Genomic DNA, 23,376 nt, shown 5'->3' on the forward strand with positions numbered 1-23,376 from the left:
ACTTCTCGCCATCAGAAGTGGATATCCACCGTTCCGGTTCCGTTTCGGGCCGACTCCCCTCACCCGATGCCTACTTCTTGAGCAGCCCCTTCGTCTCCAGATACTCCTTGGCGACGTCCGCCGGCTTCGCCCGCTCGGCGTCGACCTTGCGGTTGAGTTCGGCGAGATCCGCTGTGGTCAGCACCTTGGTGATCTTGTCGAGGGCGGCGGCGATCTCGGGAGAGCCGGCGTCCTTGGCGTTGACCACGGGGAGCACGTTGTCGGCGTTCTGCAGCTTCTTGTCGTCCTCCAGGAAGACCAGGCCGTAACTGTCGACCGTCGCGTCCGTGGTGGTCGTCAGGACCAGCTGGTCCACCCCGTCCTTCACCGCCTGCTTGGCCTGCGGGGTGCCGACGCCCTTGGGGTCTATCCCGGTCACGTCGATCCCGTACGTCTTCTTGAGACCGGGCGCGCAGAAGGGCCGCACCGCGCATTCGTCACCGGCGGCGATCTTCACCTTCAGCTTCGAACCGCCGAGATCGGAAAGCGTCTTCAGCTTGTTCTTCTCGGCGAATTCCTTCGTCACCGCGAACGCGTTCTGATCGACCGCCTCACCGACCGCGAGCACCTTCAGGCCGCGCGGTTCGGCGAGCTTGCGCAGCGCCTCGACCGTGGTCGTCGCGTCACCGGAGGCGACCGGCTTGTCCTCGGGCGCCTTCGGGCCGTTCACCTTGGCGTTGAGGAATTCCGCGATGGTCGCCGCGTATTCGGGGACGACGTCGATCTCCCCCTTCTCCAGCGAGGGCTCGTACAGCTCGCGATTCTTCACGGTGGTGATGGATACGGAGTATCCGGCGTCCCGCAGCGACTGGGCGTACAGCTCGGCGAGCACCTTGGCCTCGGTGAAGGCCGCCGCGCCGACGACCAGCGAACCCTTCTCCGCGCCGCCCGAGTTCCCGGCGTCCCCGGAGCCCCCCGAGTCCTTCTTCTTGCCCTCTTCCAGGCTGTCACCGCCGCACGCGGCCAGCGCGACGGTCAGAGCCGCCGTCCCCAGCACCGCGCCCGCGATACGCGAGACCCTGTTCACGAGATCACCCATCCCCAGTCAGCGTTTGCTCAGTTGATCGAATCGTTGGTCGAGCCGTTGCTCGAAGCGTGGAAAGAGGAGCCGGTCGGCGCCCACCAGGGCGCCCTCCACCAGGAGGGCGAGCAGAGCCACCAGGACCGCGCCCGCGACGACCTGCGCCGTGTCGTAGGTGGCGAAGCCGGCCGTGATGATCCGGCCCAGGCCGCCCTGGCCGACCATCGCCGCGACCGTCGCCGTGGCCACCACCTGCACCGCCGCCGATCGCACCCCGGTCATCACCACGGGCCGTGCCAGCGGGAGTTCGACCTGCCGGAACAGCTGCCCGCCGGTCATCCCCATGCCCCGCGCGGCCCGTACCGCCGCCGGGTCCACCTCCCGCACCCCCACGTACGCGTTGGTGAGGAGCGGGGGTATCGCGAACAGCACGAGGGCCACGACGGTCGGCACGTATCCGGCGTTCCGCAGGGGGGACACCATGAACAGGGCGAGGACCGCGAAGACGGGGATCGCCCGCCCCACGTTCGACACGTTCACCGCGAGGGCCCCGCCGCGGCCGAGGTGGCCGAGCCAGAGGCCCAGCGGCAGCGCGAGCGCCGCGGCGATCAGCAGTGCCGCCCCGCTCACGTACACGTGCTCGGCGAGCCGCTGCCCGATGCCCTCCTCGCCCGTCCAGTGCGCGCCGGTGGTGAGCCAGCCCCAGGCATCCGTCACTATGCCCATCTCACCCACCTCCCGGCGCGGTCCGTATCCGGGTCCACGGCGTGAGCAGCCGCTGGAGTCCCAGGAGCAACAGGTCGGCGGTGACGGCGAGCAGCACGCACAGCACGGAGGCGGCGAGCATCTGCGCCTTGAAGAAGGTGGGCAGCGCGTCCTCGATGAGGTTGCCGAGGCCGCCGCGGCCGACGACCGAACCGACCGTCGTCAGCGCGATGGTGGAGACCGTCGCCATCCGTATCCCCGCCATCAGCACCGGGAGCGCCAGCGGCAGTTCGACCTGCCACAGGAGGCGCAGGGAGCCGTACCCCATGCCTCGGGCGGCCTCCCGGGTCTCGGCGGGCACGGCGGCGAGTCCCGCGAGCGTGTTCCGCACGAGGATCGTCAGCGCGTACAGCACGAGGCCGGTGACCACGAGCGCCGACGAGAGCCCGAAGAGGGGCAGCAGCAGGGAGAACATGGCGAGCGACGGCACCGTGTAGAGCAGGGTGGTCAGTCCGAGGACGGGTCCCGCGAAGCGCGGCCTGGCCCGGACGAGCAGCGCGAGCGGCACCGCGACGGCGAGCGCGATGAGCACGGAGACGACCGTGATTCCCACATGCTGGAGGGTGGCTTCGGTCAACTCCGTGGAGCGGGTGCGCAGATATTCGCCGCAGATCCAGTCGTTCGTGACCAGACAGTTCGGTGCGCTCATCCGTCCCTCCCCCCGGGTCGTCGATCTTCCGAACGCATGTCTGACGACCCTAACCCCCGGCACCGACAATCCCCGAGACCCGCCACAATGCGGCAACACGCCCTTCACACACCCCCGGCATCCAGGGGCCAGAATGGGGAACCATGATCCGGTTCGAGCACGTGACCAAGCGGTACCCGGACGGCACCACCGCCGTCGACGACCTCTCGTTCGAGGTGGCGGAGGGCGAACTCGTCACCCTGGTCGGGCCGTCCGGCTGCGGCAAGACGACCACGATGATGATGGTGAACCGGCTCGTCGAGCCGACCTCAGGCCGTGTCCTCGTCGACGGCGAGGACATCGCCGGCGTCGACCCCGTCGCCCTGCGCCGCAAGATCGGCTACGTCATCCAGCAGGTCGGGCTCTTCCCCCACCGCACGGTCCTCGACAACACCGCGACCGTGCCCGCGCTCCTCGGCTGGAAGAAGGCGGCCGCACGCGCGCGTGCGGCCGAACTCCTCGACCTCGTCGGCCTCGACCCGGCCGTCTACGGCTCCCGCTACCCCGCGCAGCTCTCCGGCGGTCAGCGTCAGCGCGTCGGGGTGGCCCGCGCGCTCGCCGCGGATCCGCCGGTCCTCCTCATGGACGAGCCGTTCGGCGCGGTCGACCCGGTGGTCCGCGAGCGCCTCCAGAACGAGTTCCTCGCGCTCCAGGCCACCGTCCGCAAGACGGTCCTCCTCGTCACCCACGACATCGAGGAGGCCGTCCGCATGGGCGACCGCATGGCGGTCTACGGGCAGGGCCGCATCGAGCAGTTCGACGCGCCCGCGACCGTCCTCGGCGCCCCCGCCACCCCGTACGTGGCGGACTTCGTCGGCAGCGACCGGGGCCTGAAGCGGCTCGCGGTCACGCCCGTCACGGAGGCCGACCTGGAGCCCGTACCAACGGACGAGGCCGTACCGACGGACGGGGCCGCCCCGGCGGAAGGGTCCGCGGCGACGGACAGGTCCGGGGCGACGGAGGGTCTTGTGGCGACGGAGGGCGGGCCGACGAACGCGCCGGGGAGCCGGGACGGCGCCCCCGACCCCGTCCCGCTCGGGACCTCGCTCAAGGACGCCCTCGCCGTGCTCCTCCAGCACGACACGGGCCGGCTCACGGTCACCGGCGCCGACGGCCGGCCGCTCGGCGTCCTCACCCCGGAGGGCGTCCACCGCGCCCTGCGCCGGGCGTCCGCCTCGGCCCCGGCCTCCTGAGCGGGGCTCAGGTCGCGCTGAGCTTGCCGCTCATCCAGACCAGCCCCGGCGGGATCTCGCGGTTCCACGTGTTGAAGTTGTGGCCGCCGCTCTCCAGCGTGATCGACGAGACCTTCGCCGGGCTCTTCACCTTCTTGATGAAGTCGAGCGTGCCCCGCCGGTTGCCCTCGCCCCGCTTCGACGTCGTCACCAGGAACGACGACGCCCCCTGCGGCCGGTGGTCCAGGCTCCACAGCAGGTCGCCCCGCTTGCGCAGGCCGTCGTCCCCGTGGAAGAGGTCGCCGGTCGTCACGTCCTCCGCCGCCCGGTAGTACGCGGAGAAACCCGCCCCGGCGGCGAAGCGGTCGGGGTGGTGCAGGGCGATCTTCAGGGCGCAGTACCCGCCGGTGGAGTTCCCCATGAACCCCCAGTTGCGGGGCTTCGTGCCCACCCGGTACGCCTCCGAGACCGCCTTCGGCACGTCCTCCGCGAAGAAGGTCTCCGTCTTCGGGCCGCCCGGAACGTCCACGCACTCGGTGTCCCGCGGCGGCGCCACCGTCGGGCGGAGCATCACCAGGATCATCGGCTGCATCCGGCCCTCCTTCGCCTGGAGGTAGGCCGTCTTCGGGTACTTCAGCCCTTTGATCAGGTTCTCCGCCGTGCCCGGGTACCCCGTCAGCACCACAGAGGCGGGGAAGGTGCGCTTCGCGTACTTCGCCTGGAAGTACTCCGGCGGCAGGTACACGTAGGCCGGGGAGACGATCCCGGACCGCTCCCCCGCCACGACGACCTTCTGTATCTGGCCGGCGACCGCCGGACGGCCGCCGCCGGGCACGTCGAGCCCCTGCGTCCCCACCACCTTGAGGTCCTTCGAACCGGCCGCGTGGTCGACGACCACCCCCATGTCCTGCTCCTGCCCGAACAGGTCGGCCCACGAGCCGTAGAAGAGGAAGGAACGGTTCGCCGCCAGACCCACGGCGGCGAAGAGAGCCACCTGCGTCACCAGCAGCAGCCCGATCCGCCCCACCACCGCCCGCCAGCCGCGACGCGCGAGCCGCGGCCAGAGCCAGACCGTGGCGAGGAACAGCGCCACGGCCAGCACGACCGCCACCACGAGAACTTTGTTGCTGGTGAGACCCATGGGACGACCGAGCCTTCTTTCCGAGAATTTCCTGTGAACCGATGAACCCGACCCCGTACGGCTCCGTCCTAGAAGGAGCACCAACCGGAACGGCCCGCCGAACGCGCCGCAGGGCCCGACCGGAGTCAAGGACCCTTCGCAGGACCACGGGAAGCACGGGAAGCCATGTCTGTCACAGTAGATGGGGACAAATCAGGATTGGTTCCGGTTCGAGTACGCCGGATTCTCCGCGGCCCCAGCCCCGAGAAGGTCCCGTCGCTCGTCGGCACCGCCTGCACCCTGATCGGCCTCATCGACATCGCCGCCGGCGTCTTCCCCCGCTTCCGCGCCAGCCGGATGCACGCCGTGGCGGAGGTCCTCCCCGGCACCCTCGGCCCGCTCTCCGCCGCCCTCTCCCTCAGCGCCGGCGTCCTCCTGCTCCTCCTCGCCCACGGCCTCAAGCGCCACAAGCGCCGCGCCTGGCGCGCCGCCGTCGTCCTCCTCCCCGTCGGCGCGGTCGCCCAGTTCGTCTGGCGCCACTCCGTCCTCGGCGCCCTCCTCTCCCTCGTCCTCCTCACCCTCCTGCTCCGCCACCGCGGCGAGTTCGCCGCCCTGCCCGACCCGCGCAGCCGCTGGCGCGCACTCGCCAACTTCGTCGTCATGGGCGCCGGATCCATCGCCCTCGGCCTCGTCATCGTCAGCGCCCACCCGCGCCGGGTCATCGGCAGCCCCAGCCTCGCCGACCGCCTCGAACACGTCCTGTACGGACTCTTCGGCGTCGAAGGCCCCGTCGGCTACAGCAACGGCGTCGACTGGACCGTCGGCTACTCCCTCGGCGCCCTCGGCATGCTCACCGCGCTCACCACCATCTACCTCGCCTTCCGCCCCGAGCACCCCGCCGCCCGCCTCACCGACGAGGACGAGGTCCGGCTGCGCGCCCTCCTCGACCAGCACGGCGGCCGCGACTCCCTCGGCCACTTCGCCCTCCGGAGCGACAAGGGCGTCGTCTTCTCCCCCAGCGGAAAGGCTGCCGTCTGCTACCGCGTCGTCTCCGGCGTCATGCTCGCCAGCGGCGACCCCATCGGCGACGTCGAGGCCTGGCCCGGCGCCATCGAACGCTTCATGGACGAGGCCAAGGCCCACTCCTGGACCCCCGCCGTCATGGGCTGCTCCGAGACCGGCGGCCAGGTCTGGACCCGCGAGACCGGCCTCGACGCCCTCGAACTCGGCGACGAGGCGGTCGTCGACGTCGCGGATTTCTCCCTCTCCGGACGGGCCATGCGCAACGTCCGCCAGATGGTCAAGCGCATCGAGCGCAACGGTTACACCACGCAGGTCCGCCGCGTACGTGACCTCGACGACGCCGAACTCGCCCACGTCCGCCGCGCCGCCGCCGACTGGCGCGGCACCGACACCGAACGCGGCTTCTCCATGGCCCTCGGCCGCATCGGCGCCCCGGGCGACGGCGACGCCGTGATAGCGACCGCCCACAAGACCGACGCGGACGACGTCCACGACTCCGCCTACGGCGACCTCAAGGCGATCATCCACTTCGTCCCGTGGGGCCGGGACGGCATGTCCCTCGAACTCATGCGCCGCGACCGCTCCGCCGACCCCGGCATGAACGAGCTCCTCATCGTCGCCGCCCTCCAGGCCTCCCCCGGCCTCGGCATCGCGCGCGTGTCCCTCAACTTCGCCATGTTCCGCTCGGCCCTCGCCCGCGGCGAGAAGATCGGCGCCGGACCCGTCCTGCGCGTCTGGCGCGGACTCCTCGTCTTCCTCTCCCGCTGGTTCCAGATCGAGTCGCTGTACAAGTTCAACGCCAAGTTCCGCCCCCGCTGGGAACCCCGCTTCGTCGTCTACCGCAAGAGCCGCGACCTCCCCCGCATCGGCTTCGCCGCCATGCAGGCCGAGGGCTTCGTGAACCTCGCGCTGCCCCGCCCCTTCACCCGCAGGCGCCCCGCCCCCGCCCCGCGCCCCTGCGCCCACATCGTCGCCGCCCCCGCGGACCGCGAGGTCCGAGCCGCCTGATGCCCCGCCCGGGCCCTACGCTGGACACATGAGTACGACGATCGACCGGGGTACGGCCCGGGGCCTGCCGGAGTGGGACCGCTGCGCGGTCATGGGCGTGGTCAACGTGACCCCCGACTCCTTCTCCGACGGCGGCCGCTGGTTCGACACCACGACGGCCGTCAAACACGGCCTCGACCTCGTCGCCGAGGGCGCCGACCTCATCGACGTCGGCGGCGAGTCCACCCGGCCCGGCGCCAGCCGCGTCGACGAGGACGAGGAACTCCGCCGGGTGATCCCCGTCGTCCGCGGCCTCGCCGCCGAAGGCGTCACCGTCTCCGTCGACACCATGCGCGCCCGCGTCGCCGCCCGCGCCGTCGAAGCCGGCGCCCTGCTCGTCAACGACGTCAGCGGCGGCCTCGCCGACCCCGGCATGATCCCCGCCGTCGCCGCCGCCGAGGTCCCCTTCGTCGTCATGCACTGGCGCGGATTCAGCCAGGACATGAACAGCCTCGCCGTGTACGACGACGTCGTCACCGAGGTCGTCGGCGAACTCCGCACCCGCCTGGAGGCCGTCGTCGACGGCGGAGTCGACCCCGAGCGCATCGTCGTCGACCCCGGCCTCGGCTTCGCCAAGCTCGCCCCCCACGACCTCGCGCTCGTCGCCCACCTCCCCGCGCTCCGCGCCCTCGGCCGCCCCCTCCTCGTCGCCGCCTCCCGCAAGCGGTTCCTCGGCCACGTCCTCACCCGCGAGGGAGCCGCACCGCCCCCGGCGCGGGAACGCGACGCGGCCACCGCCGCCGTCTCCGCCCTCGCCGCCCACGCGGGCGCGTGGGCCGTCCGCGTCCACGAGGTCCGGGCCACCGCCGACGCCGTACGGGTCGCCCGCGCCGTCGAGGGAGCCGCGTGAGCCACAGCGCCGACGAGGCGGCCGTCGAAGCCGCCAACACCGCCTTCTACGAGGCGATGGAGACCGGCGACTTCGAAGGCGTCTCCGCCCTCTGGCTCGACGACGGAGCCACCCCCATCACCTGCGTCCACCCCGGCTGGCCCGTCCTCACCGGCCGCGGCGAGGTCCTCCGCTCGTACGCGCTGATCATGGCGAACACCGAGTACATCCAGTTCTTCCTCACCGACCTCAAGATCTCCCTCGCCGACGGGACCGCCGTGGTCACCTGCACCGAGAACATCCTCAGCGGCGGCCCCGCCGAGGACGGCGCCGAACTGGGCCCCCTCGTCGGGCAGCTCGTCGTGGCCACCAATGTGTTCCGCCACACACCCGACGGCTGGCGCATCTGGTCCCACCACGCCTCCCCCGTCCTCACGGACACCGAGGAATCAGCGGACGAGGAGCCCCGAGGCGACACCCCGTGACGCCTCGGTGACCGCTCCGCCACCGCCCCTCCGGACCCGCCCACGCCCCCCACGGGCATGTTCTGTCGGTCCCCGCAGGTAGATTCGACGCAGGACACCCGGCCGTCCGCACCCGGCTGCGTGGCCACCGAACTACGACAGCAGGAGTGATTCGCGTGGATCGTGTCGCGCTGCGCGGCCTCAAGGCCCGGGGCCATCACGGCGTCTTCCCCAAGGAGCGCGAGGAGGGCCAGACCTTCATCGTGGACCTGGTCCTCGGCCTGGACACCCGCCCGGCGGCCGCCGACGACGACCTGACGAAGACCGTGCACTACGGAATCGTCGCCGAAGAGGTCGTCGACGTCGTCCAGGGCGAACCCGTCGACCTCATCGAAACGCTCGCCGAGCGCATCGCCCAGCAATGCCTCAGCCACACCGGGGTACAAGAGGTGGAGGTCGTCGTCCACAAGCCGGACGCGCCCATCACCGTGCCGTTCGACGACGTGACCATCACGATCACCCGGAGCCGACGATGAAGCCGATGCAGAGCGACCCCACCGTCCAGCCCGTACCGGCCTCCGTCGTCGCCACCGTCGACGCCGCCGACACGACGCTGTCCAACCCCCGCTGGGCCGTCGTGGCCCTCGGCGCCAACCTCGGCAACCGCCTGGAGACCCTCCAGGGGGCCGTCGACGCCCTCGCCGACACCCCGGGCCTCCGGGTCAAGGCCGTCTCCCCCGTGTACGAGACGGAGCCCTGGGGCGTCGACCCCGACACCCAGCCCTCGTACTTCAACGCCGTCGCGCTCGTGAAGACGACCCTGCCGCCCTCCTCCCTCCTGGAGCGGGCCCACGCCGTCGAGGAGGCCTTCCACCGCGTCCGCGAGGAGCGCTGGGGTGCCCGCACCATCGACGTCGACATCGTGGCCTACGCGGACGTGATCTCCGAGGACCCCGTCCTCACCCTCCCGCACCCCCGCGCCCACCAGCGCGCCTTCGTCCTCGCCCCCTGGCACGACGTGGACCCCGAGGCCCAGCTCCCCGGCCACGGCACCGTCGCCACGCTCCTCGCCACCGTCGGCGACGCGGGCATCGCCCGCCGCGCCGACCTGGAACTCCGTCTGCCCGAGTAGTCGTTACGCTTCGTGGCAGACCCACAGCGGGCCACGACCGACGACCAGGAGAAGGACACCCGGTGAAACAACTGCGGCTGAAGGTGCTCGCCGGACTGTTCCTCGTGGCCGGCGTTCTCTCCTGGGGCGCCGCGAAGCTCTGGGACGCGGTCGGCACCCTGCCCAGCGTGCCGATCGCCGCGCCCATCGTCCTCGCCGTGATCGCGGTCGTCCTCACGGCGACCGCCCTGTCGATCCGCGCCCGTCTCAAGGCTCAGCGCGAGCGACGCCCCGGCGCCAAGGGCGTCGAGCCCCTGATGGCGGCCCGCGCGGTGGTCTTCGGCCAGGCGAGCGCCCTGGTGGCCGCCCTGGTCGCCGGCATGTACGGCGGCACGGGCGTCTTCCTGCTCGGCTCCCTCGACGTCCCGGCCCGCCGCGACCAGGCCCTCTACGCGGCCTTCTCGGTGGCGGCGGGCATCGCCGTCATCGCGGCGGCCCTCTTCCTGGAGCGCGTCTGCAGGCTCCCGGAGGACGACGACGAGAACGGCCCGGGCAAGGCCCGGGTCTGAGAGCCCCGCCGACTCAGCGGCAGAGCGCCTCGATGTCGTCGGAGAAGCTCGCGAACTCGGCCCGGGCCTCCTCGACGATCTCCCGAGCACCCCGGCGCGGCGTCGTCGCGAACCGCCCGGCCAGCTCGGCCAGGTCCGCATCCGGGCGCGCTTCCCGCTCCACGTACAGAGCGGCCTCCATCGGCCCGAAGCCGTCGGCGAGCACCCACAGGAAGTCGGACAGGTTCCCGGCGACGACACCGCGCTCGCCCTCCGACCCCATGAACACCACGGGCTGCTCGACAAGCGGCTGCCCGGGCCGCACACACCAGATCGCCGCGAGACCGCCGGTCCCGTCCTGCCCGAAGACGCGGTAGTCACCGCCGTCGAGCGCGTGGTTGCCGGTCCAGTGCCGGAGCCAGTCGGTGGTCTCCTCGGCGGAGTCGAAGACGCCGTACGGCTCGAAGTCGACGCCCTCGCCCTCGTCGCCGTAGTCGAACTCGACCCGGGCGACGGCGGCCAACGCGTCAGGAAAGCGGCGGTCGCCGCCGAACGTCTCGATCATGGACGCAGGCTAGCCGCCCCCACTGACACCACCAGGCGCCGGCCCAGCGGTCCGAGACGCAAAGCTGTGAGGCCCCTTTGGCCTTCGGAGTGTCACGTCGACGGCTGCACGCGCCTTTACCGCCGTCACGTCCACGACCGTCGTCCGCACCGCACGGTCCCCGTCCAGCGTCCACATCGCGCTGCCCGGAGTCACGGTCTTCGCCTGAACACAGCCGCCCACCAGATTCACCAGCATCTTGCCGGTCAGCCCGTACCCCATACCGATCCCCCTTGATCAGCGATCAACTCCACTGATCGGGGACGGTATGGAGCAAGGCGGGCACCTCGCGACTAACGGGCCAATATCAGGGACATGGCCTCAGCGCGGGTGGTGGCGTCACGAAGTTGTCCACGTACCGCCGAGGTCGTCGTCTTGGCGCCCGGCTTGCGGATGCCCCGCACCGACATGCACATGTGCTCGGCCTCGATCACGACGATCGCGCCGCGCGCTTCGAGAATCCGCATCAGCGAATCGGCGATCTGCGTCGTCAGACGCTCCTGGACCTGCGGGCGCCGCGCGAAGACGTCGACCAGCCGCGCCAGCTTCGACAGGCCCGTGATCTTGCCAGTCTCCGCCGGTATGTAGCCCACATGGGCCACGCCGTGGAACGGGAGCAAATGATGTTCACAGAAGCTAACGAGTTCGATGTCCTTCACGAGCACCATTTCATCGTGCCCGAGATCAAAAGTCGTGGTCAGGACGTCCTCGGGTTCCTGGCGCATCCCGGCCAGCAGTTCGCGATACGCACGTGCGACACGCGCAGGCGTCTTCTGCAAACCCTCGCGGTCCGGGTCCTCGCCGACCGCGATGAGGAGCTCGCGCACGGCCGCCTCGGCGCGCTTCTCGTCGAACTCGCCGATCGTCGCCTCGCAGTCCAGCGTCACCGGGTCGGTCATCTCAGTGCCTCGTTCCGTCTGCCTCATGTGCGCGGAAATGCCGCGCCCCCACAGGCTAAAACCTGTGGGGGCGGGGCAGCCATTCCGGGGGTGCCGGGACGGTCAGTCCTCCGGGGTGTCCACCGGGGCGATCTCGATGCCCTTCGTGGTGTCGACCGCGGGGGTCGCCGAGCCGTTCGCGCTGTTCGTCAGGGCGAGCTCCCGGGGGGAGAGCACCGGCGGACGCGTGGACGGGGTACGGCGGGAGGAGCCGGTCCAGGCCGGGCGGGCCGGGCGCTTGACGAGCGGGGTGAAGATCTCGGCGATCTCCTCCTTGCCCAGCGTCTCCTTCTCCAGGAGGGCGAGGACCAGGTTGTCGAGAACGTCGCGGTTCTCGACGAGGATCTCCCAGGCCTCGTTGTGGGCGGTCTCGATGAGCTTCTTGACCTCTTCGTCGACCAGCGCGGCGACCTCTTCCGAGTAGTCGCGCTGGTGCGCCATCTCACGGCCGAGGAAGGGCTCGGTGTTGTCGCCACCGAACTTGATCGCGCCGAGACGCTCGGTCATGCCGTACTGCGTGACCATCGCGCGGGCGGTGGCCGTGGCCTTCTCGATGTCGTTCGCCGCGCCCGTGGTCGGGTCGTGGAAGACGAGCTCCTCCGCCGCGCGCCCGCCCAGCATGTACGCCAGCTGGTCGAGCATCTCGTTGCGGGTGGTGGAGTACTTGTCCTCTTCCGGCAGGACCATCGTGTAGCCCAGGGCACGGCCGCGGGACAGGATGGTGATCTTGTGGACCGGGTCGGAGTTCGGCAGGGCCGCCGCGACCAGGGCGTGTCCGCCCTCGTGGTACGCGGTGATCTTCTTCTCCTTGTCCGACATGATCCGGGTCCGCTTCTGCGGGCCCGCGACCACTCGGTCGATCGCTTCGTCCAGAGCGTTGTTGTCGATCAGCTTCTGGTCGCCGCGAGCGGTGAGGAGCGCCGCCTCGTTGAGGACGTTGGAGAGGTCCGCTCCGGTGAAGCCGGGGGTGCGTCGGGCGACGGCGCCGAGGTCGACGTCCGGTGCGACCGGCTTGCCCTTCTGGTGGACCTTGAGGATCTCCAGACGGCCCTGCATGTCCGGGCGGTCGACGGCGATCTGCCGGTCGAAGCGTCCGGGGCGCAGGAGCGCCGGGTCGAGGATGTCGGGCCGGTTCGTGGCGGCGATCAGGATGACGCCGCCCTTCACGTCGAAGCCGTCCATCTCGACGAGGAGCTGGTTGAGCGTCTGCTCGCGCTCGTCGTGGCCGCCGCCGAGGCCGGCGCCGCGGTGGCGTCCGACGGCGTCGATCTCGTCGACGAAGACGATGGCGGGCGCGTTGGCCTTGGCCTGCTCGAAGAGGTCGCGGACCCGGGAGGCGCCGACGCCGACGAACATCTCGACGAAGTCGGAGCCGGAGATCGAGTAGAACGGCACCCCGGCCTCGCCGGCGACGGCGCGCGCGAGGAGCGTCTTGCCGGTTCCGGGCGGGCCGTAGAGCAGGACGCCCTTGGGGATCTTGGCGCCGACGGCCTGGAACTTCGCCGGCTCCTGGAGGAACTCCTTGATCTCGTGGAGTTCCTCGACGGCCTCGTCCGAGCCCGCGACGTCGGCGAAGGTGGTCTTCGGCGTGTCCTTGGTGATGAGCTTCGCCTTGGACTTGCCGAACTGCATGACGCGGGAGCCGCCGCCCTGCATCTGGTTCATCAGGAAGAGGAAGACGACCACGATGAGGACGAAGGGGAGGAGGGAGAGCAGGATCGAGACGAAGGGCGACTGCTTCGTCGGGGAGACGGTGTAGCCCTTCTCGATCTGCCCGGCCTCGAACTTCTCCTGCAGCTTGTCGGCGACGTCGACGCCCTGGGAGCCGATGTAGCTGGCCTGGACCTTGCTGCTGTTGTCGATCTTCTGACCGTCGACGAGCTCGATCTTGATGATCTGCTCGTCACCGGTGGTGACCTTTGCCTGCTTGACCTGGTTCTTGTCGATCGCCTGGACGACCTTGCCGGTGTCCACCGTCTTGTAGCCCTCGGACGAGCCGACGACCTGCATCAGCACGACCACGGCGAGGACGGCCAGCACGATCCACATGACCGGCCCACGGAAGTATCGCTTCACGTCCATCCATACGGAGCGAGAACGCCCCGTCCCTCCTGCCCGTAGGAAAATGCTGCTGTGAGTGCTGCTGTGTGAAAAAGCTGTTCTTCGGACGGTACCTCAGCATCGTCGCCCGCGACCGCCTTCCCGTGGTTCAACGGGGGGAAGGCGGTGCGGGTTCCCCGTATGCCGGGACTGTCAGCGTGCGCTGTCAGCCGCCGTAGACGTGCGGGGCGAGCGTGCCGACGAACGGAAGGTTCCGGTACTTCTCGGCGTAGTCGAGGCCGTAGCCGACGACGAACTCGTTGGGGATGTCGAAACCGATCCACTTGACGTCGATCGCGACCTTCGCGGCCTCGGGCTTGCGCAGCAGGGTGCAGACCTCGAGCGAGGCGGGCTCGCGCGAGCCGAGGTTCGACAGGAGCCAGGACAGCGTCAGGCCGGAGTCGATGATGTCCTCGACGATCAGGACGTGCTTGCCCTTGATGTCGGTGTCGAGGTCCTTGAGGATCCTGACGACGCCCGAGGACTGGGTGCCGGCGCCGTAGGAGGACACGGCCATCCAGTCCATGGTGACGGGGGTGGAAAGGGCGCGAGCCAGATCCGCCATCACCATCACGGCGCCCTTGAGGACTCCGACGATGAGCAGGTCCTTGCCCGCGTATTCCGCGTCGATCTTCGCGGCCAGCTCTGCCAGCTTGGCGTCGATCTCTTCCTTGGTGATGAGCACCGACTGGAGGTCGGTGCCCATGTCCTTCTCGTTCACCCGGGTCACTTTCGTTGCAGCGTGCGTCAGCCTTGCCGGATGACCAGTCTGCCACCCTGGCGACGGGCTTCGACGCGACCGGGCAGGTTGATGGCCCCTTGGCCGCGCCAGCCGGTGATGAGCCGGTCGACTTCTTCGATGTGGCGGGCGAAGAGGGAGCCGGCGGGTGCGCCCTCGGCGATCACGGCGCGGCGCAGGACGCGGCGGCGTACGGCGGGGGGCAGGCCGTGGAGTTTGGCGCATTCCAGGGTGCCCGCCTCGTCGCGTACGCGGGACTCGGCGTCGGCGGCCCAGGTGTCGAGGGCGTCGGCGTCGTCGCGGGAGAGCTGGGCCGTTCGGGCGAGGGCTTCGACGACGCCCTTGCCGAGGGCTTTCTCGAGGGCGGGGAGGCCTTCGTGGCGGAGCCTGGAGCGGGTGTAGGCCGGGTCGCTGTTGTGGGGGTCGTCCCAGACGGCGAGTTCCTGTGCGACGCAGGCCTTGCGGACGGTCTGGCGGTCGAGCTGGAGGAACGGGCGCCGGTAGCGGCCGGAGGCGCCGGAGATCGCGGCCATGCCGGAGAGCGAGCGGATGCCGGAGCCGCGGGCGAGCCCGAGCAGGACGGTTTCCGCCTGGTCGTCGCGGGTGTGGCCGAGGAGGATCGCTGCGGCTCCGTGGCGCTCGGCGGCGGCGTCGAGGGCCGCGTACCGCGCGTCGCGTGCGGCGGCCTCGGGGCCTCCTTCGCGGCCGACGGTGACGGCGACGGCCTCGGAGGGGGTGAGGCCGAGTGCGGTCATGCGTCCGACGACCTCGCCCGCGCGGGTGTCGGAGCCGTCCTGGAGTCCGTGGTCGACGGTGATGCCGCCGGCGCGCACGGGAAGCTTGCGGGCCTCGAAGGCGAGGGCGGAGGCGAGCGCCATGGAGTCGGCGCCTCCGGAGCAGGCGACGAGCACGAGGGGGGTGGTGTGTGCGTCGCGTGCGGGGGCGAGGTCGGTCTGGTGCTCGGTGAGAACGTCGTGGAGTACGCGGCGGACCGCCAGGCGTATCGCCGCGACCGCAGGATGGGGACCCATGTCCGGTGCCCTTCGTGAATGGGGTGGGGTGCCTCGGTCGGAGTCTTAACGGTCGGAAAGGGGGGTTCGGTCACTCAGAGTGCGTCGATGGTGACAGAAACCCGGCCGTTACCCGAGCATTGCACGCCTCACCCCATGCCCAGGGTCCCTCGGATGGGTGATTGGTGGGGCGTTCCGACGTGTTCCTGTGCCGTGTGCCGCACCTGTCTCACGAGTCTGCCTTACGGTGCACCCTCGCGATCCAGTCGGCGGGGGCGGCGATCTCGGTCTTGGTGGGGAGCGTGTTGGGCGAGGTCCAGACGCGGTTGAATCCGTCCATGCCGACCTGGTCGACGACGGCGCGGACGAAGCGCTCGCCGTCGCGGTACTGGCGGAGCTTGGCGTCGAGGCCGAGGACCTTGCGCAGGGCGAGGTCGAGCCGGGAGGCGCCGCGGGCGCGGCGCTGCTGGAACTTCTCGCGGATCTCGGCGACGGAGGGCACGACCTGGGGTCCGACGCCGTCCATGACGTAGTCGGCGTGGCCTTCGAGGAGGGACATGACGGCGGTGAGGCGGCCGAGGATCTCGCGCTGTTCGGGGGTCTGGACGAGTTCGACGAAGGAGGGGGCGGGTTCGCCCTCCTCGCCTTCGGGGCGGCCCCCCGCGAGGGTCTGGGCGGCCTCGCGGAGGCGTTCGACGACGGTGCCGGGGTCGACGTCGGTGGCGGCGAGGAACGACTGGATTTCGCCCTGGAGGTGGTCGCGGAGCCAGGGGACGCCGGTGAACTGGGTGCGGTGGGTCTCCTCGTGGAGGCAGACCCAGAGCCGGAAGTCGTGCGGGGAGACTTCGAGTTCGCGTTCGACGTGGACGATGTTGGGCGCGACGAGGAGGAGGCGTCCGCCGCCGTTCGCGCCGGCGGGGAGGTCGCGGGTGGCGGGGGCGAAGGTCTCGTACTGGCCGAGGATGCGGGAGGCGAGGAACGACAGCAGCATGCCGAGTTCGACGCCGGTGACCTTGCCGCCGACGGCGCCGAGGACGGCGTTGCCCGGGGTGGTGGAGCGGCGGTCCTGCATCTTGCCGAGGAGCGGGGTGAGGAGTTCGCGGAAGCCGGCGACGTTGGCCTTGATCCAGCCGGCCCGGTCGACGACGAGGACGGGTGTGTCGTGCGGCTCCGTGCCCTCGGGGATCATCCGGGTGTACGCCCGGACGTGTTCCTCCGAGGCCTTGGCGTGCTTGCGGAGTTCGGCGACGACCTCGCGGGCCTCGTCGCGGCTGACTTCGGGTCCGGGCCGCACGAGGCGGGTCGCGGTCGCGACCGCGAGGTTCCAGTCGACCATCCCGGATGTGCCTGCGCCACCGATGCTCGTCATGCGTCAACCGTACGGTCTCGAAGGCTGTTCGGGGTGGGTTCGGGACGGCTTCCGTGCGGGTCGGGGCGGGGTGCCCGGCGGGGCGGGCGGTGGTCAGTCCTGTGCGGCGAGGGCGGCGGAGAGGCGGTCGAGGGCGGGCTGTGCCTCGTACGGGGAGAGGGTGCCGTCGGCGAGGAAGGCGAAGGCGAGGAGGCGTCCGTCGGCGGTGACGACGGTCCCGGCGAGGGTGTTGACGCCCGTCAGGGTGCCGGTCTTGGCGCGGACCAGTCCGGCGCCCTCGGTGGCGGGCTCGGTGTCGAAGCGGCCCGCGAGGGTGCCGGTGAAGCCGCCGACGGGCAGTCCGGTGAGGAGCGGGCGCAGGGCGGGGCGGGCGGGGTCGGCCGCTCGGGTGAGGAGCCCGGTGAGGAGGGCGGCGGAGACGCGGTCGCGGCGGTCGAGTCCGCTGCCGTCGGCGAAGCGGGCGCCGGCGACGGGGAGGCCGAGGCGGGCGAGTTCCTCCCGGACGGCCTTGGCGGCGCCTTCGAAGCTCGCGGGCTTCCCGCGGGCGAGGGCGGTCTGCCGGGCGAGGGCTTCGGCGAGGTCGTTGTCGCTGTGGGTGAGGGTGCGCTCGACGAGGTCGGCGAGGGGGGCCGAGTAGGTACGGGCGAGGGGGGCGGCCTTCGGGGTGCGGCCGGGGGCCGGGTCGCCGGTGACCTTGACGCCGGCCGCGGTGAGGTGGCCGGCGAAGGCGGCGGCGGTGTCGCCCGCGGGGTCGCCGGTGCGGGGCGCGGGGCCGCTCCGGCTGTCGTCGAGGCGTCCTTCGCCGGTCATGAGGGCGACGACGGGGGCGATGTTCTCGTTGGGGCCGATGGGGTGGACGGAGGGGCCGGCGTAGAGGTGCGTGTCATAGGTGAGGCGTACGGAGGTGTGGCCGCGGGCGGTGAGGGCGCGGGCGGTGTCGGTCGCGAGGGCCTTGAGGCGGGCGGGGTCGAGCGTGGGGTCGCCGCCGCCGGTGAGGGTGACGGTCCGGCCGTCGGGGGCGGCGGTGACGGTGGTGGCGATGCGGTGGTCGGGGCCGAGGGCGGAGAGCGCAGCCGCGGTGGTGGCGATCTTGACCGTGGAGGCGGGGGTCATGGGGGTGCCGGCGCCCTCGCCGTACAGCTGTCTGCCGGTGGCGGTGTCGACGACGGAGGCCGTGCGCAGCGGGCCGAGTCCGGGGTCGGCGAGGAGCGGGACGAGGCGGGCGGCGAGGTCCGCGGGCCGGCCGGCCGGGGCCGGGGCGTGCAGGGCGGTGAGGACGCCGGGGGCGCTCGGGGCGGGTGCGGGGCGCCTGGGCGGCGCGGGCGCGGGGGGCGGGGCGTGACGCGCGCCACCCGCCGCCGGGGCGGCGGCGCGGGCCCGCTCCGCCGTACGCTGACCCGAGTCCCACGGACCGGCCGCGGTCACCGCCACGGCGGCCAGGGCCAGTCCGAGGGCGGCGGAGCCCGCCGTGAGCTGCCACATCCTCGGCTCGGGCATTGCTGACCAGCCCCTTTCGCGATCACACACGTGCGTGAGGGACACTTAATCACCGCGCGTCGTCGCGAGCATTCAGTTGTGTTGATTCAGGAGGAGCCACCCGTGGAGTTCGACGTTCTCATCGAGATCCCCAAGGGATCGCGTAACAAGTACGAGGTCGACCACGAGACGGGTCGCATCCGTCTGGACCGTCGTCTGTTCACGTCGACGGCCTACCCGACCGACTACGGCTACGTCGAGAACACCCTGGGTGAGGACGGCGACCCGCTGGACGCACTCGTCATCCTCGACGAGCCCACCTTCCCGGGCTGCCTGATCAAGTGCCGTGCGATCGGCATGTTCCGCATGACGGACGAGGCGGGCGGCGACGACAAGCTGCTGTGCGTCCCGGCCACGGACCCGCGCATGGAGCACCTGCGGGACATCCACCACGTCGCGGAGTTCGACCGCCTGGAGATCCAGCACTTCTTCGAGGTCTACAAGGACCTGGAGCCGGGCAAGTCGGTCGAGGGTGCCGACTGGGTCGGTCGCGCCGAGGCCGAGGAAGAGATCGAGAAGTCGTACGCGCGCGCCAAGGAGCAGGGCGGCCACTGAGCCGGTTCTGTTCTGAGCGTGTGAAGGCGGTGCACCCGTTGGGTGCACCGCCTTTCGCACATCCCTCGCACGCTCATACTGGAATCCACGGTTCCCAGGGAGTGAGGAGGAAAGAGTGGTGGCGGAGCCGGACGGCTCGAAGGACGGTGCCGGGGACGGTACGGCGGGGGTCCCCGAGGACGTCCCGGTGAACTTTCCGGTGGACTCTCCCGAGGACCGGAAGCCGTTGTCGGACGAGGCACGGAGCGCTTTCGTGCCGCCGGTGGGGGTGGAGCAGCCCGCGCCGTCGGAGGAGGAGCACCCGACCTCCGAGTTCGCCCTTCCGCCAGGACTGACGACGGAGCCGCCGGCCGAGCAGGAGGGTTCGGCGTTCGCGCCGCCCGCCACGTACTCGGCCAGGAACTCGCCGCCGGCCTTCACCCCGGCGTACGGGGTACCGCTGGTGCGGCTCTCGCAGAACGCGCCGTGGCAGGACCGGATGCGGACCATGCTGCGGCTGCCGGTCGGTGAGCGGCCGGTGCCCGAGGCGCCGCGCAAGGAGGACGAGAGCGGTCCCTCGGTGCCGCGTGTGCTCGACCTGACCCTGCGTATCGGCGAGCTGCTGCTCGCGGGCGGGGAGGGTGCGGAGGACGTCGAAGCGGCGATGTTCGCGATCTGCCGCTCGTACGGTCTGGACCGGGTCGAGCCGACGGTGACGTTCACCCTGCTGTCCGTGACGTACCAGCCGTCGCTCGTGGACGACCCGATCACGGCGAACCGGACGGTACGGCGCCGGGGCACGGACTACACGCGACTCGCGGCGGTGTACACGCTGCTGGCGGACATCAACGCGCGGGCGCACGAGGTGACGCCCGAGGAGGCCTACGGACGGCTCGCGGAGATACGCCGCAACCGGCACCCGTACCCCGGCTGGGTCCTGACGTCGGCGGCGGGTGTGCTCGCGGGCGCGGCCTCGGTGCTGCTGGGCGGCGGTCCGACGGTGTTCTTCGTGGCGGCGCTGGGCGCGGTGCTGGGCGACCGGCTGGCGTGGCTGTTCGCCGGGCGCGGGATGCCGGAGTTCTACCAGTTCCTGGTGGCGGCGATGCCGCCGGCGGCGATGGGGGTGCTCCTGACGATGCTGCACGCGGATCTGCGGCCGTCGGCGGTGATCACCGGTGGTCTGTTCGCGCTGATCCCGGGGCGGGCGCTCGTGGCGGCGGTGCAGGACGGTCTGACCGGCTTCTACATCACGGCCTCGGCCCGGCTCCTGGAGGTCGCGTACTTCTTCGTCGCGATCGTGGTGGGCGTGCTGTCGGTGCTGTACATCGCGGTGCAGTTCGACGCGCAGCTGAACCCGGAGGGGGCGCTGGAGGCGGTGGAGCGGCCCGTGACGCAGATCCTGGCGTCGATGGTGCTGTGCGCGACCTTCGCGATCCTGTTGCAGCAGTCGCGGTCGACGGTGCTCTTCGCGACGCTGAACGGCGGCGTGGCCTGGGTGATCTACGCGTCGATAGCGGTGACCGCGGAGGGGTCGACCGTCATGGCGACGGCGGTGGCGGCGGGTCTGGTGGGACTCTTCGGCCAGCTGATCGCCCGCTACGAGCACACGTCGTCGCTGCCGTACGTGACGGCGGCGATCGGACCGCTGCTGCCCGGTTCGGCGACGTACTTCGGGGTGCTCGCGATCGCCCAGAACAATCTGGACCAGGGCTTCGCCTCCCTGGCGAAAGCGGCGGCCCTGGCCCTGGCGATCGCGATCGGGGTGAACCTGGGAGGCGAGCTGGCCCGCCTCTTCATGCAGGCCCCCGGTGCCGCCGCGGCCCGTCGTGCGGCCAAGCGGACCAGGGGCTTCTAGGTCGTCTCTTCCGGTGCCGGTGCGGGATGCCGGTGCCGGTGTCGGTGCGGGGATGCCGGTGCCGGTGCGGTGCTGCCGGTGCCGGCGCGGTGCTGCCGGTGCGGCTCAGCGCTTGGCGTGGCGGCGGCGGGAGCCCTGCGGGTTCGGGGTGCCGGGGGCGTCGTGGTCCTCGCCGCCCTCCTTGGCCTGCGCCTTCTTCGACTGGGAGCGGGCCCGGAGGAACTCGATCACGATCGGGACCACGGAGATCAGGACGATCCCGACGAGGATCATCTCGATGTGCTTGTGCACGAAGTCGATCTTGCCGAGGGAGGCTCCGAGCAGGGTCACGCCGGCGCCCCACAGCACGCCGCCGATGATGTTGAACGTGATGAACGAGCGGTAGTTCATCCGGCTGACACCGGCGATGATCGGCGTGAACGTCCGCACGATGGGGACGAAGCGGGCCAGGATCAGGGACTTCGGGCCGTGCTTCTCGAAGAACTCGTGCGCCTTCTCGACGTTCTCCTGCTTGAACAGCTTGGAGTCCGGGCGCCTGAAGAGCGACGGGCCGACCTTCCGGCCGAAGAGGTAGCCGACCTGGTCGCCGATGATCGCGGCGGCCACCACCAGGGTGCACACCAGCCAGAGCGGTGTGTCGAGCTTCCCGGTGGTGACGAGCAGGCCGGTGGTGAAGAGCAGCGAGTCGCCGGGCAGGAAGAACCCGATGAGGAGTCCGGACTCGGCGAAGACGATGACCAGGACACCGATCAGACCAAAGGTCCCGATCAGATAGTCCGGGTCCAACCAGCTCGGTCCGAGGGCAAGCGTGTTCACGGGTTCCGGGCTCCTGCGGTCGGTGGGGGCATGGGGGACGGCTGGCCCCAAGCTATCAACGTGAGCCGAACGCGGCTGGTTCCACCCGGGGCCCACGGGATGCGGAGAGGGCCCGCGCCCCCGAGGCTGTGGGCCAGGAGGTGTATGCCGATGGGCATCGACGACTACGGAGGCGGCCAGGGGTCGCATCCCGACGTGCTGGTCGTGACGACGAACGACGTGCCGGGCTTCGAGGTCCGGCAGGTCATCGGTGAGGTCTTCGGGCTCACCGTCCGCTCCCGCCATCTGGGCAGCCAGATCGGCGCGGGTCTGAAGTCGATGATCGGCGGGGAGCTGAAGGGTCTGACGAAGACCCTCGTGCAGACCCGGAACCAGGCCATGGAGCGCCTGGTGGAGCAGGCGCAGGCGCGCGGCGCGAACGCCGTGCTGATGTTCCGCTTCGACGTGACCGACGCGGCGGACGTGGGCACGGAGGTGTGCGCGTACGGCACGGCGGTGGTGATCGCACCACGCGCCTGAGGCCGGCGGCGGGCCCTCGCGGGACCCGGGTGGCGGTGGTGGGCCTCGGCGAGGTCCACCACCGCCGCGGCCGCGCGCCCGTCCGCCGTTCTCCTCGCTGCCGGTACGCGGGGCGGCCTCGCCGGTACGCGGGGCGGCCCCGGGGCCTGACGCGATGTGAGGTGCACGTCCGTTCGACCCGAATTTCGGGATGTTGTGCGGCATTTGCTCACTTATGGTGGGTCGGTGGCCACCGATCATGCTCCGCCCCCTCCCCCCGCCGACACGACACCGCTGCGGGTCCTGCTCCCCCAGGTGCTCCCCGCGCTCGTGGTCGGCGTCGCGGCGAGCCTGCTGTTCCTCGGGATCGAGGTCCTCTCGGAGCAGCTCCAGGACGTCCTCTGGCACGACCTTCCGGGCGCCCTCGGCATCGGCGACTACTCCGCCCTCTGGACCATCAGCATGCTCACGGCGGCCGGCATCGCCGTGGGCCTCGTCATCTGGAAGGTCCCCGGGCACGCCGGGCCCGACCCGGCCTCCCTGGGCCTCGGCGGCAAACCGCTCGCCCCCGGCGTCGTACCGAGCCTGCTGCTCGCGAGCACGCTCACGCTCGCCGGAGGGGTCAGCCTCGGCCCCGAGAACCCGATCATCGAAGCCAACATCGCCCTCACCTACTGGCTGGGCCGCAAGGCCGCCCCCGCCGTCCCGGGCGCCTTCTGGGTCGCCCTCGCCTCGGCCGCCACCATCGGCGCCCTCTTCGGCACTCCCGTGGCCGCCGCCCTCGTCATCTCCGAGGCCCTCGTCGGCAAACCGGGCCGCGGCTCGCTCTGGGACCGGCTCTTCGCCCCGCTCGTCGCCGCCGGCGCCGGCGCCATGACCACCCAGCTGCTGGCCGAACCCAGCTTCGACATGGGGCTCCCGCCCCTCACCGACCCCGGCTGGGGCGACCTGCTCGCCGCCCTGGTGATCGCCTCCGCCGCGGCCGTCTTCGGACTCGCCGCCTGCTACCTCTTCCCCTACGTCCACGCCGCCTTCCAGCGCCTGCGCCACCCCATGCTGATGCTGCCCATCGGCGGCCTCGTCCTCGGACTCCTGGGCGCCATCGGCGGGCAGCTGACCCTCTTCAAAGGCCTGGCCGAGATCAAGGAGCTCGCCGCCTCGATCGGCAGCTGGTCCTCCGGCGAACTGGCCAAGTTCGCCGTGATCAAACTCCTCGCCCTCCTCGTCGCCGCCTCCTGCGGCTTCCGGGGCGGCCGGATCTTCCCCGCAGTCTTCATCGGCTCCGCCTTCGGGCTGCTCGCCCAGGCCCTCGTCCCCGAGGTCCACCCCGCGGTCGCCGTCTCGTCCGCCGTCCTCGGCGTCCTGCTCGCCACCACCCGGCAGGGCTGGATCAGCCTCTTCGTCGGCGCGGTCCTCGCCGCCTCGCCCGCGATGCTCGCCCTGCTCTGCCTGGCCTCCCTCCCCGCCTGGCTGATCGTCACCGGCCGCCCCCAGCTCGAACTCGACGCCGAGGGCACGTCCCTGCACTGACCCCGCCCCACGGGGGAACC

The 23,376-nt window shown here is 71.2% G+C and carries 23 protein-coding genes; 11 read left to right on the forward strand and 12 right to left on the reverse strand.

The genetic code is table 11. The annotated features are described in order from the left end of the window. Positions 1–70: 70 nt before the first annotated feature. From OG392_RS16575 to OG392_RS16585, 3 genes are read right to left on the reverse strand one after another with little or no spacing between them, the layout of a single operon-like run. The gene (locus tag OG392_RS16575) at positions 71–1,078 is read right to left on the reverse strand and encodes an ABC transporter substrate-binding protein (protein ID WP_329280078.1); all 1,008 of its coding nucleotides are present in this window, start codon (positions 1,076–1,078) and stop codon (positions 71–73) included. A gap of 6 nt (positions 1,079–1,084) precedes the next feature. Then, entirely contained in the window at positions 1,085–1,786 is a 702-nt protein-coding gene (locus tag OG392_RS16580; RefSeq protein WP_329280081.1) for an ABC transporter permease, read from the reverse strand. A 1-nt stretch (position 1,787) separates the two neighbouring features. Then, positions 1,788–2,474 carry an ABC transporter permease gene (locus OG392_RS16585; RefSeq protein ID WP_329280084.1) on the reverse strand — a complete coding sequence of 229 codons (687 nt, stop codon included), beginning with the start codon at positions 2,472–2,474 and terminating at the stop codon, positions 1,788–1,790. Between the two features lie 143 nt (positions 2,475–2,617). On the opposite strand from OG392_RS16585, the gene OG392_RS16590 reads away from it, so the two are divergent. After that, positions 2,618–3,706 carry an ABC transporter ATP-binding protein gene (locus tag OG392_RS16590; protein ID WP_329280087.1) on the forward strand — a complete coding sequence of 363 codons (1,089 nt, stop codon included), beginning with the start codon at positions 2,618–2,620 and terminating at the stop codon, positions 3,704–3,706. 7 nt (positions 3,707–3,713) lie between these two features. Here the strand turns inward: OG392_RS16590 and OG392_RS16595 are convergent, their stop codons facing one another. Beyond that, on the reverse strand, positions 3,714–4,826 hold the full coding sequence (locus OG392_RS16595; protein ID WP_329280089.1) for an alpha/beta hydrolase: 1,113 nt from the start codon (positions 4,824–4,826) through the stop codon (positions 3,714–3,716). 165 nt (positions 4,827–4,991) lie between these two features. On the opposite strand from OG392_RS16595, the gene OG392_RS16600 reads away from it, so the two are divergent. The 6 genes from OG392_RS16600 (at position 4,992) to OG392_RS16625 (ending at position 9,848) form a co-directional block, all read left to right on the forward strand. Then, entirely contained in the window at positions 4,992–6,836 is a 1,845-nt protein-coding gene (locus tag OG392_RS16600) for a phosphatidylglycerol lysyltransferase domain-containing protein (protein WP_329280091.1), read from the forward strand. Positions 6,837–6,864: 28 nt separating this feature from the next. Beyond that, positions 6,865–7,725, forward strand: coding sequence for a dihydropteroate synthase (folP, locus tag OG392_RS16605; protein WP_329280093.1), 861 nt, complete (start codon positions 6,865–6,867; stop codon positions 7,723–7,725). Beyond that, on the forward strand, positions 7,722–8,189 hold the full coding sequence (locus OG392_RS16610; protein WP_329280096.1) for a nuclear transport factor 2 family protein: 468 nt from the start codon (positions 7,722–7,724) through the stop codon (positions 8,187–8,189). Before folP ends, OG392_RS16610 begins: the two co-directional genes overlap by 4 nt. Before the next feature lie 155 nt (positions 8,190–8,344). Continuing rightward, positions 8,345–8,704: a dihydroneopterin aldolase gene (folB, locus tag OG392_RS16615; RefSeq protein WP_190155727.1), complete on the forward strand. Its 360-nt coding sequence runs from the start codon at positions 8,345–8,347 to the stop codon at positions 8,702–8,704. Then, positions 8,701–9,300 (forward strand): 2-amino-4-hydroxy-6-hydroxymethyldihydropteridine diphosphokinase, encoded by a 600-nt coding sequence (gene folK / locus OG392_RS16620; RefSeq protein WP_329280101.1) that lies wholly within the window; start codon positions 8,701–8,703, stop codon positions 9,298–9,300. Before folB ends, folK begins: the two co-directional genes overlap by 4 nt. Before the next feature lie 62 nt (positions 9,301–9,362). Beyond that, entirely contained in the window at positions 9,363–9,848 is a 486-nt protein-coding gene (locus OG392_RS16625; RefSeq protein WP_329280103.1) for a DUF3180 domain-containing protein, read from the forward strand. A gap of 13 nt (positions 9,849–9,861) precedes the next feature. Here OG392_RS16625 and OG392_RS16630 read toward each other — a convergent pair whose 3' ends face one another. From OG392_RS16630 to dacB, 7 genes are all read right to left on the reverse strand, one after another. Beyond that, positions 9,862–10,392: an SMI1/KNR4 family protein gene (locus OG392_RS16630; RefSeq protein WP_329280105.1), complete on the reverse strand. Its 531-nt coding sequence runs from the start codon at positions 10,390–10,392 to the stop codon at positions 9,862–9,864. A 332-nt stretch (positions 10,393–10,724) separates the two neighbouring features. Next, positions 10,725–11,330 carry a GTP cyclohydrolase I FolE gene (folE, locus tag OG392_RS16635; RefSeq protein ID WP_329280107.1) on the reverse strand — a complete coding sequence of 202 codons (606 nt, stop codon included), beginning with the start codon at positions 11,328–11,330 and terminating at the stop codon, positions 10,725–10,727. Positions 11,331–11,432: 102 nt separating this feature from the next. Further along, positions 11,433–13,451 (reverse strand): ATP-dependent zinc metalloprotease FtsH, encoded by a 2,019-nt coding sequence (gene ftsH / locus OG392_RS16640; protein ID WP_329280109.1) that lies wholly within the window; start codon positions 13,449–13,451, stop codon positions 11,433–11,435. Positions 13,452–13,635: 184 nt separating this feature from the next. Further along, positions 13,636–14,175 (reverse strand): hypoxanthine phosphoribosyltransferase, encoded by a 540-nt coding sequence (hpt, locus tag OG392_RS16645; RefSeq protein ID WP_030219931.1) that lies wholly within the window; start codon positions 14,173–14,175, stop codon positions 13,636–13,638. A gap of 41 nt (positions 14,176–14,216) precedes the next feature. Continuing rightward, a complete protein-coding gene (gene tilS, locus OG392_RS16650; protein ID WP_329280111.1) occupies positions 14,217–15,239 on the reverse strand; it encodes a tRNA lysidine(34) synthetase TilS in 1,023 nt (340 codons plus the stop codon). 208 nt (positions 15,240–15,447) lie between these two features. Next, positions 15,448–16,587, reverse strand: a complete 1,140-nt coding sequence (locus OG392_RS16655) for a zinc-dependent metalloprotease (protein ID WP_329280113.1) — start codon at positions 16,585–16,587, stop codon at positions 15,448–15,450. Between the two features lie 93 nt (positions 16,588–16,680). Next, positions 16,681–18,084, reverse strand: coding sequence for a D-alanyl-D-alanine carboxypeptidase/D-alanyl-D-alanine endopeptidase (dacB, locus tag OG392_RS16660; protein WP_329280115.1), 1,404 nt, complete (start codon positions 18,082–18,084; stop codon positions 16,681–16,683). Between the two features lie 102 nt (positions 18,085–18,186). On the opposite strand from dacB, the gene OG392_RS16665 reads away from it, so the two are divergent. Continuing rightward, a complete protein-coding gene (locus OG392_RS16665) occupies positions 18,187–18,678 on the forward strand; it encodes an inorganic diphosphatase (protein WP_024758444.1) in 492 nt (163 codons plus the stop codon). Positions 18,679–18,793: 115 nt separating this feature from the next. Then, positions 18,794–20,512 (forward strand): threonine/serine ThrE exporter family protein, encoded by a 1,719-nt coding sequence (locus OG392_RS16670; protein ID WP_443054790.1) that lies wholly within the window; start codon positions 18,794–18,796, stop codon positions 20,510–20,512. Between the two features lie 105 nt (positions 20,513–20,617). Here OG392_RS16670 and OG392_RS16675 read toward each other — a convergent pair whose 3' ends face one another. Continuing rightward, a complete protein-coding gene (locus tag OG392_RS16675; RefSeq protein WP_329280118.1) occupies positions 20,618–21,328 on the reverse strand; it encodes a DedA family protein in 711 nt (236 codons plus the stop codon). Between the two features lie 150 nt (positions 21,329–21,478). Between OG392_RS16675 and OG392_RS16680 the strand changes: the two genes are divergently transcribed. Both OG392_RS16680 and OG392_RS16685 read left to right on the forward strand, forming a co-directional pair. Next, a complete protein-coding gene (locus OG392_RS16680; protein ID WP_329280121.1) occupies positions 21,479–21,847 on the forward strand; it encodes a YbjQ family protein in 369 nt (122 codons plus the stop codon). A gap of 225 nt (positions 21,848–22,072) precedes the next feature. Further along, positions 22,073–23,356 carry an ion channel protein gene (locus OG392_RS16685; protein WP_329280122.1) on the forward strand — a complete coding sequence of 428 codons (1,284 nt, stop codon included), beginning with the start codon at positions 22,073–22,075 and terminating at the stop codon, positions 23,354–23,356. The last annotated feature ends 20 nt before the right edge of the window (positions 23,357–23,376 follow it).

This window comes from Streptomyces sp. NBC_00691 (assembly GCF_036226665.1).
In the GTDB taxonomy this organism is placed as follows: domain Bacteria; phylum Actinomycetota; class Actinomycetes; order Streptomycetales; family Streptomycetaceae; genus Streptomyces.

Excerpts from the sequence above, each read along its gene's own strand:
- OG392_RS16575 (WP_329280078.1), bottom strand. The coding sequence starts at position 1,078 with ATGGGTGATCTCGTGAACAGGGTCTCGCGTATCGCGGGCGCGGTGCTG.
- OG392_RS16580 (WP_329280081.1), bottom strand. The coding sequence starts at position 1,786 with ATGGGCATAGTGACGGATGCCTGGGGCTGGCTCACCACCGGCGCGCAC.
- OG392_RS16585 (WP_329280084.1), bottom strand. The coding sequence starts at position 2,474 with ATGAGCGCACCGAACTGTCTGGTCACGAACGACTGGATCTGCGGCGAA.
- OG392_RS16590 (WP_329280087.1), top strand. The coding sequence starts at position 2,618 with ATGATCCGGTTCGAGCACGTGACCAAGCGGTACCCGGACGGCACCACC.
- OG392_RS16595 (WP_329280089.1), bottom strand. The coding sequence starts at position 4,826 with ATGGGTCTCACCAGCAACAAAGTTCTCGTGGTGGCGGTCGTGCTGGCC.
- OG392_RS16600 (WP_329280091.1), top strand. The coding sequence starts at position 4,992 with ATGTCTGTCACAGTAGATGGGGACAAATCAGGATTGGTTCCGGTTCGA.
- folP (WP_329280093.1), top strand. The coding sequence starts at position 6,865 with ATGAGTACGACGATCGACCGGGGTACGGCCCGGGGCCTGCCGGAGTGG.
- folK (WP_329280101.1), top strand. The coding sequence starts at position 8,701 with ATGAAGCCGATGCAGAGCGACCCCACCGTCCAGCCCGTACCGGCCTCC.
- OG392_RS16630 (WP_329280105.1), bottom strand. The coding sequence starts at position 10,392 with ATGATCGAGACGTTCGGCGGCGACCGCCGCTTTCCTGACGCGTTGGCC.
- folE (WP_329280107.1), bottom strand. The coding sequence starts at position 11,330 with ATGACCGACCCGGTGACGCTGGACTGCGAGGCGACGATCGGCGAGTTC.
- ftsH (WP_329280109.1), bottom strand. The coding sequence starts at position 13,451 with ATGGACGTGAAGCGATACTTCCGTGGGCCGGTCATGTGGATCGTGCTG.
- hpt (WP_030219931.1), bottom strand. The coding sequence starts at position 14,175 with ATGGGCACCGACCTCCAGTCGGTGCTCATCACCAAGGAAGAGATCGAC.
- tilS (WP_329280111.1), bottom strand. The coding sequence starts at position 15,239 with ATGGGTCCCCATCCTGCGGTCGCGGCGATACGCCTGGCGGTCCGCCGC.
- OG392_RS16655 (WP_329280113.1), bottom strand. The coding sequence starts at position 16,587 with ATGACGAGCATCGGTGGCGCAGGCACATCCGGGATGGTCGACTGGAAC.
- dacB (WP_329280115.1), bottom strand. The coding sequence starts at position 18,084 with ATGCCCGAGCCGAGGATGTGGCAGCTCACGGCGGGCTCCGCCGCCCTC.
- OG392_RS16680 (WP_329280121.1), top strand. The coding sequence starts at position 21,479 with ATGGGCATCGACGACTACGGAGGCGGCCAGGGGTCGCATCCCGACGTG.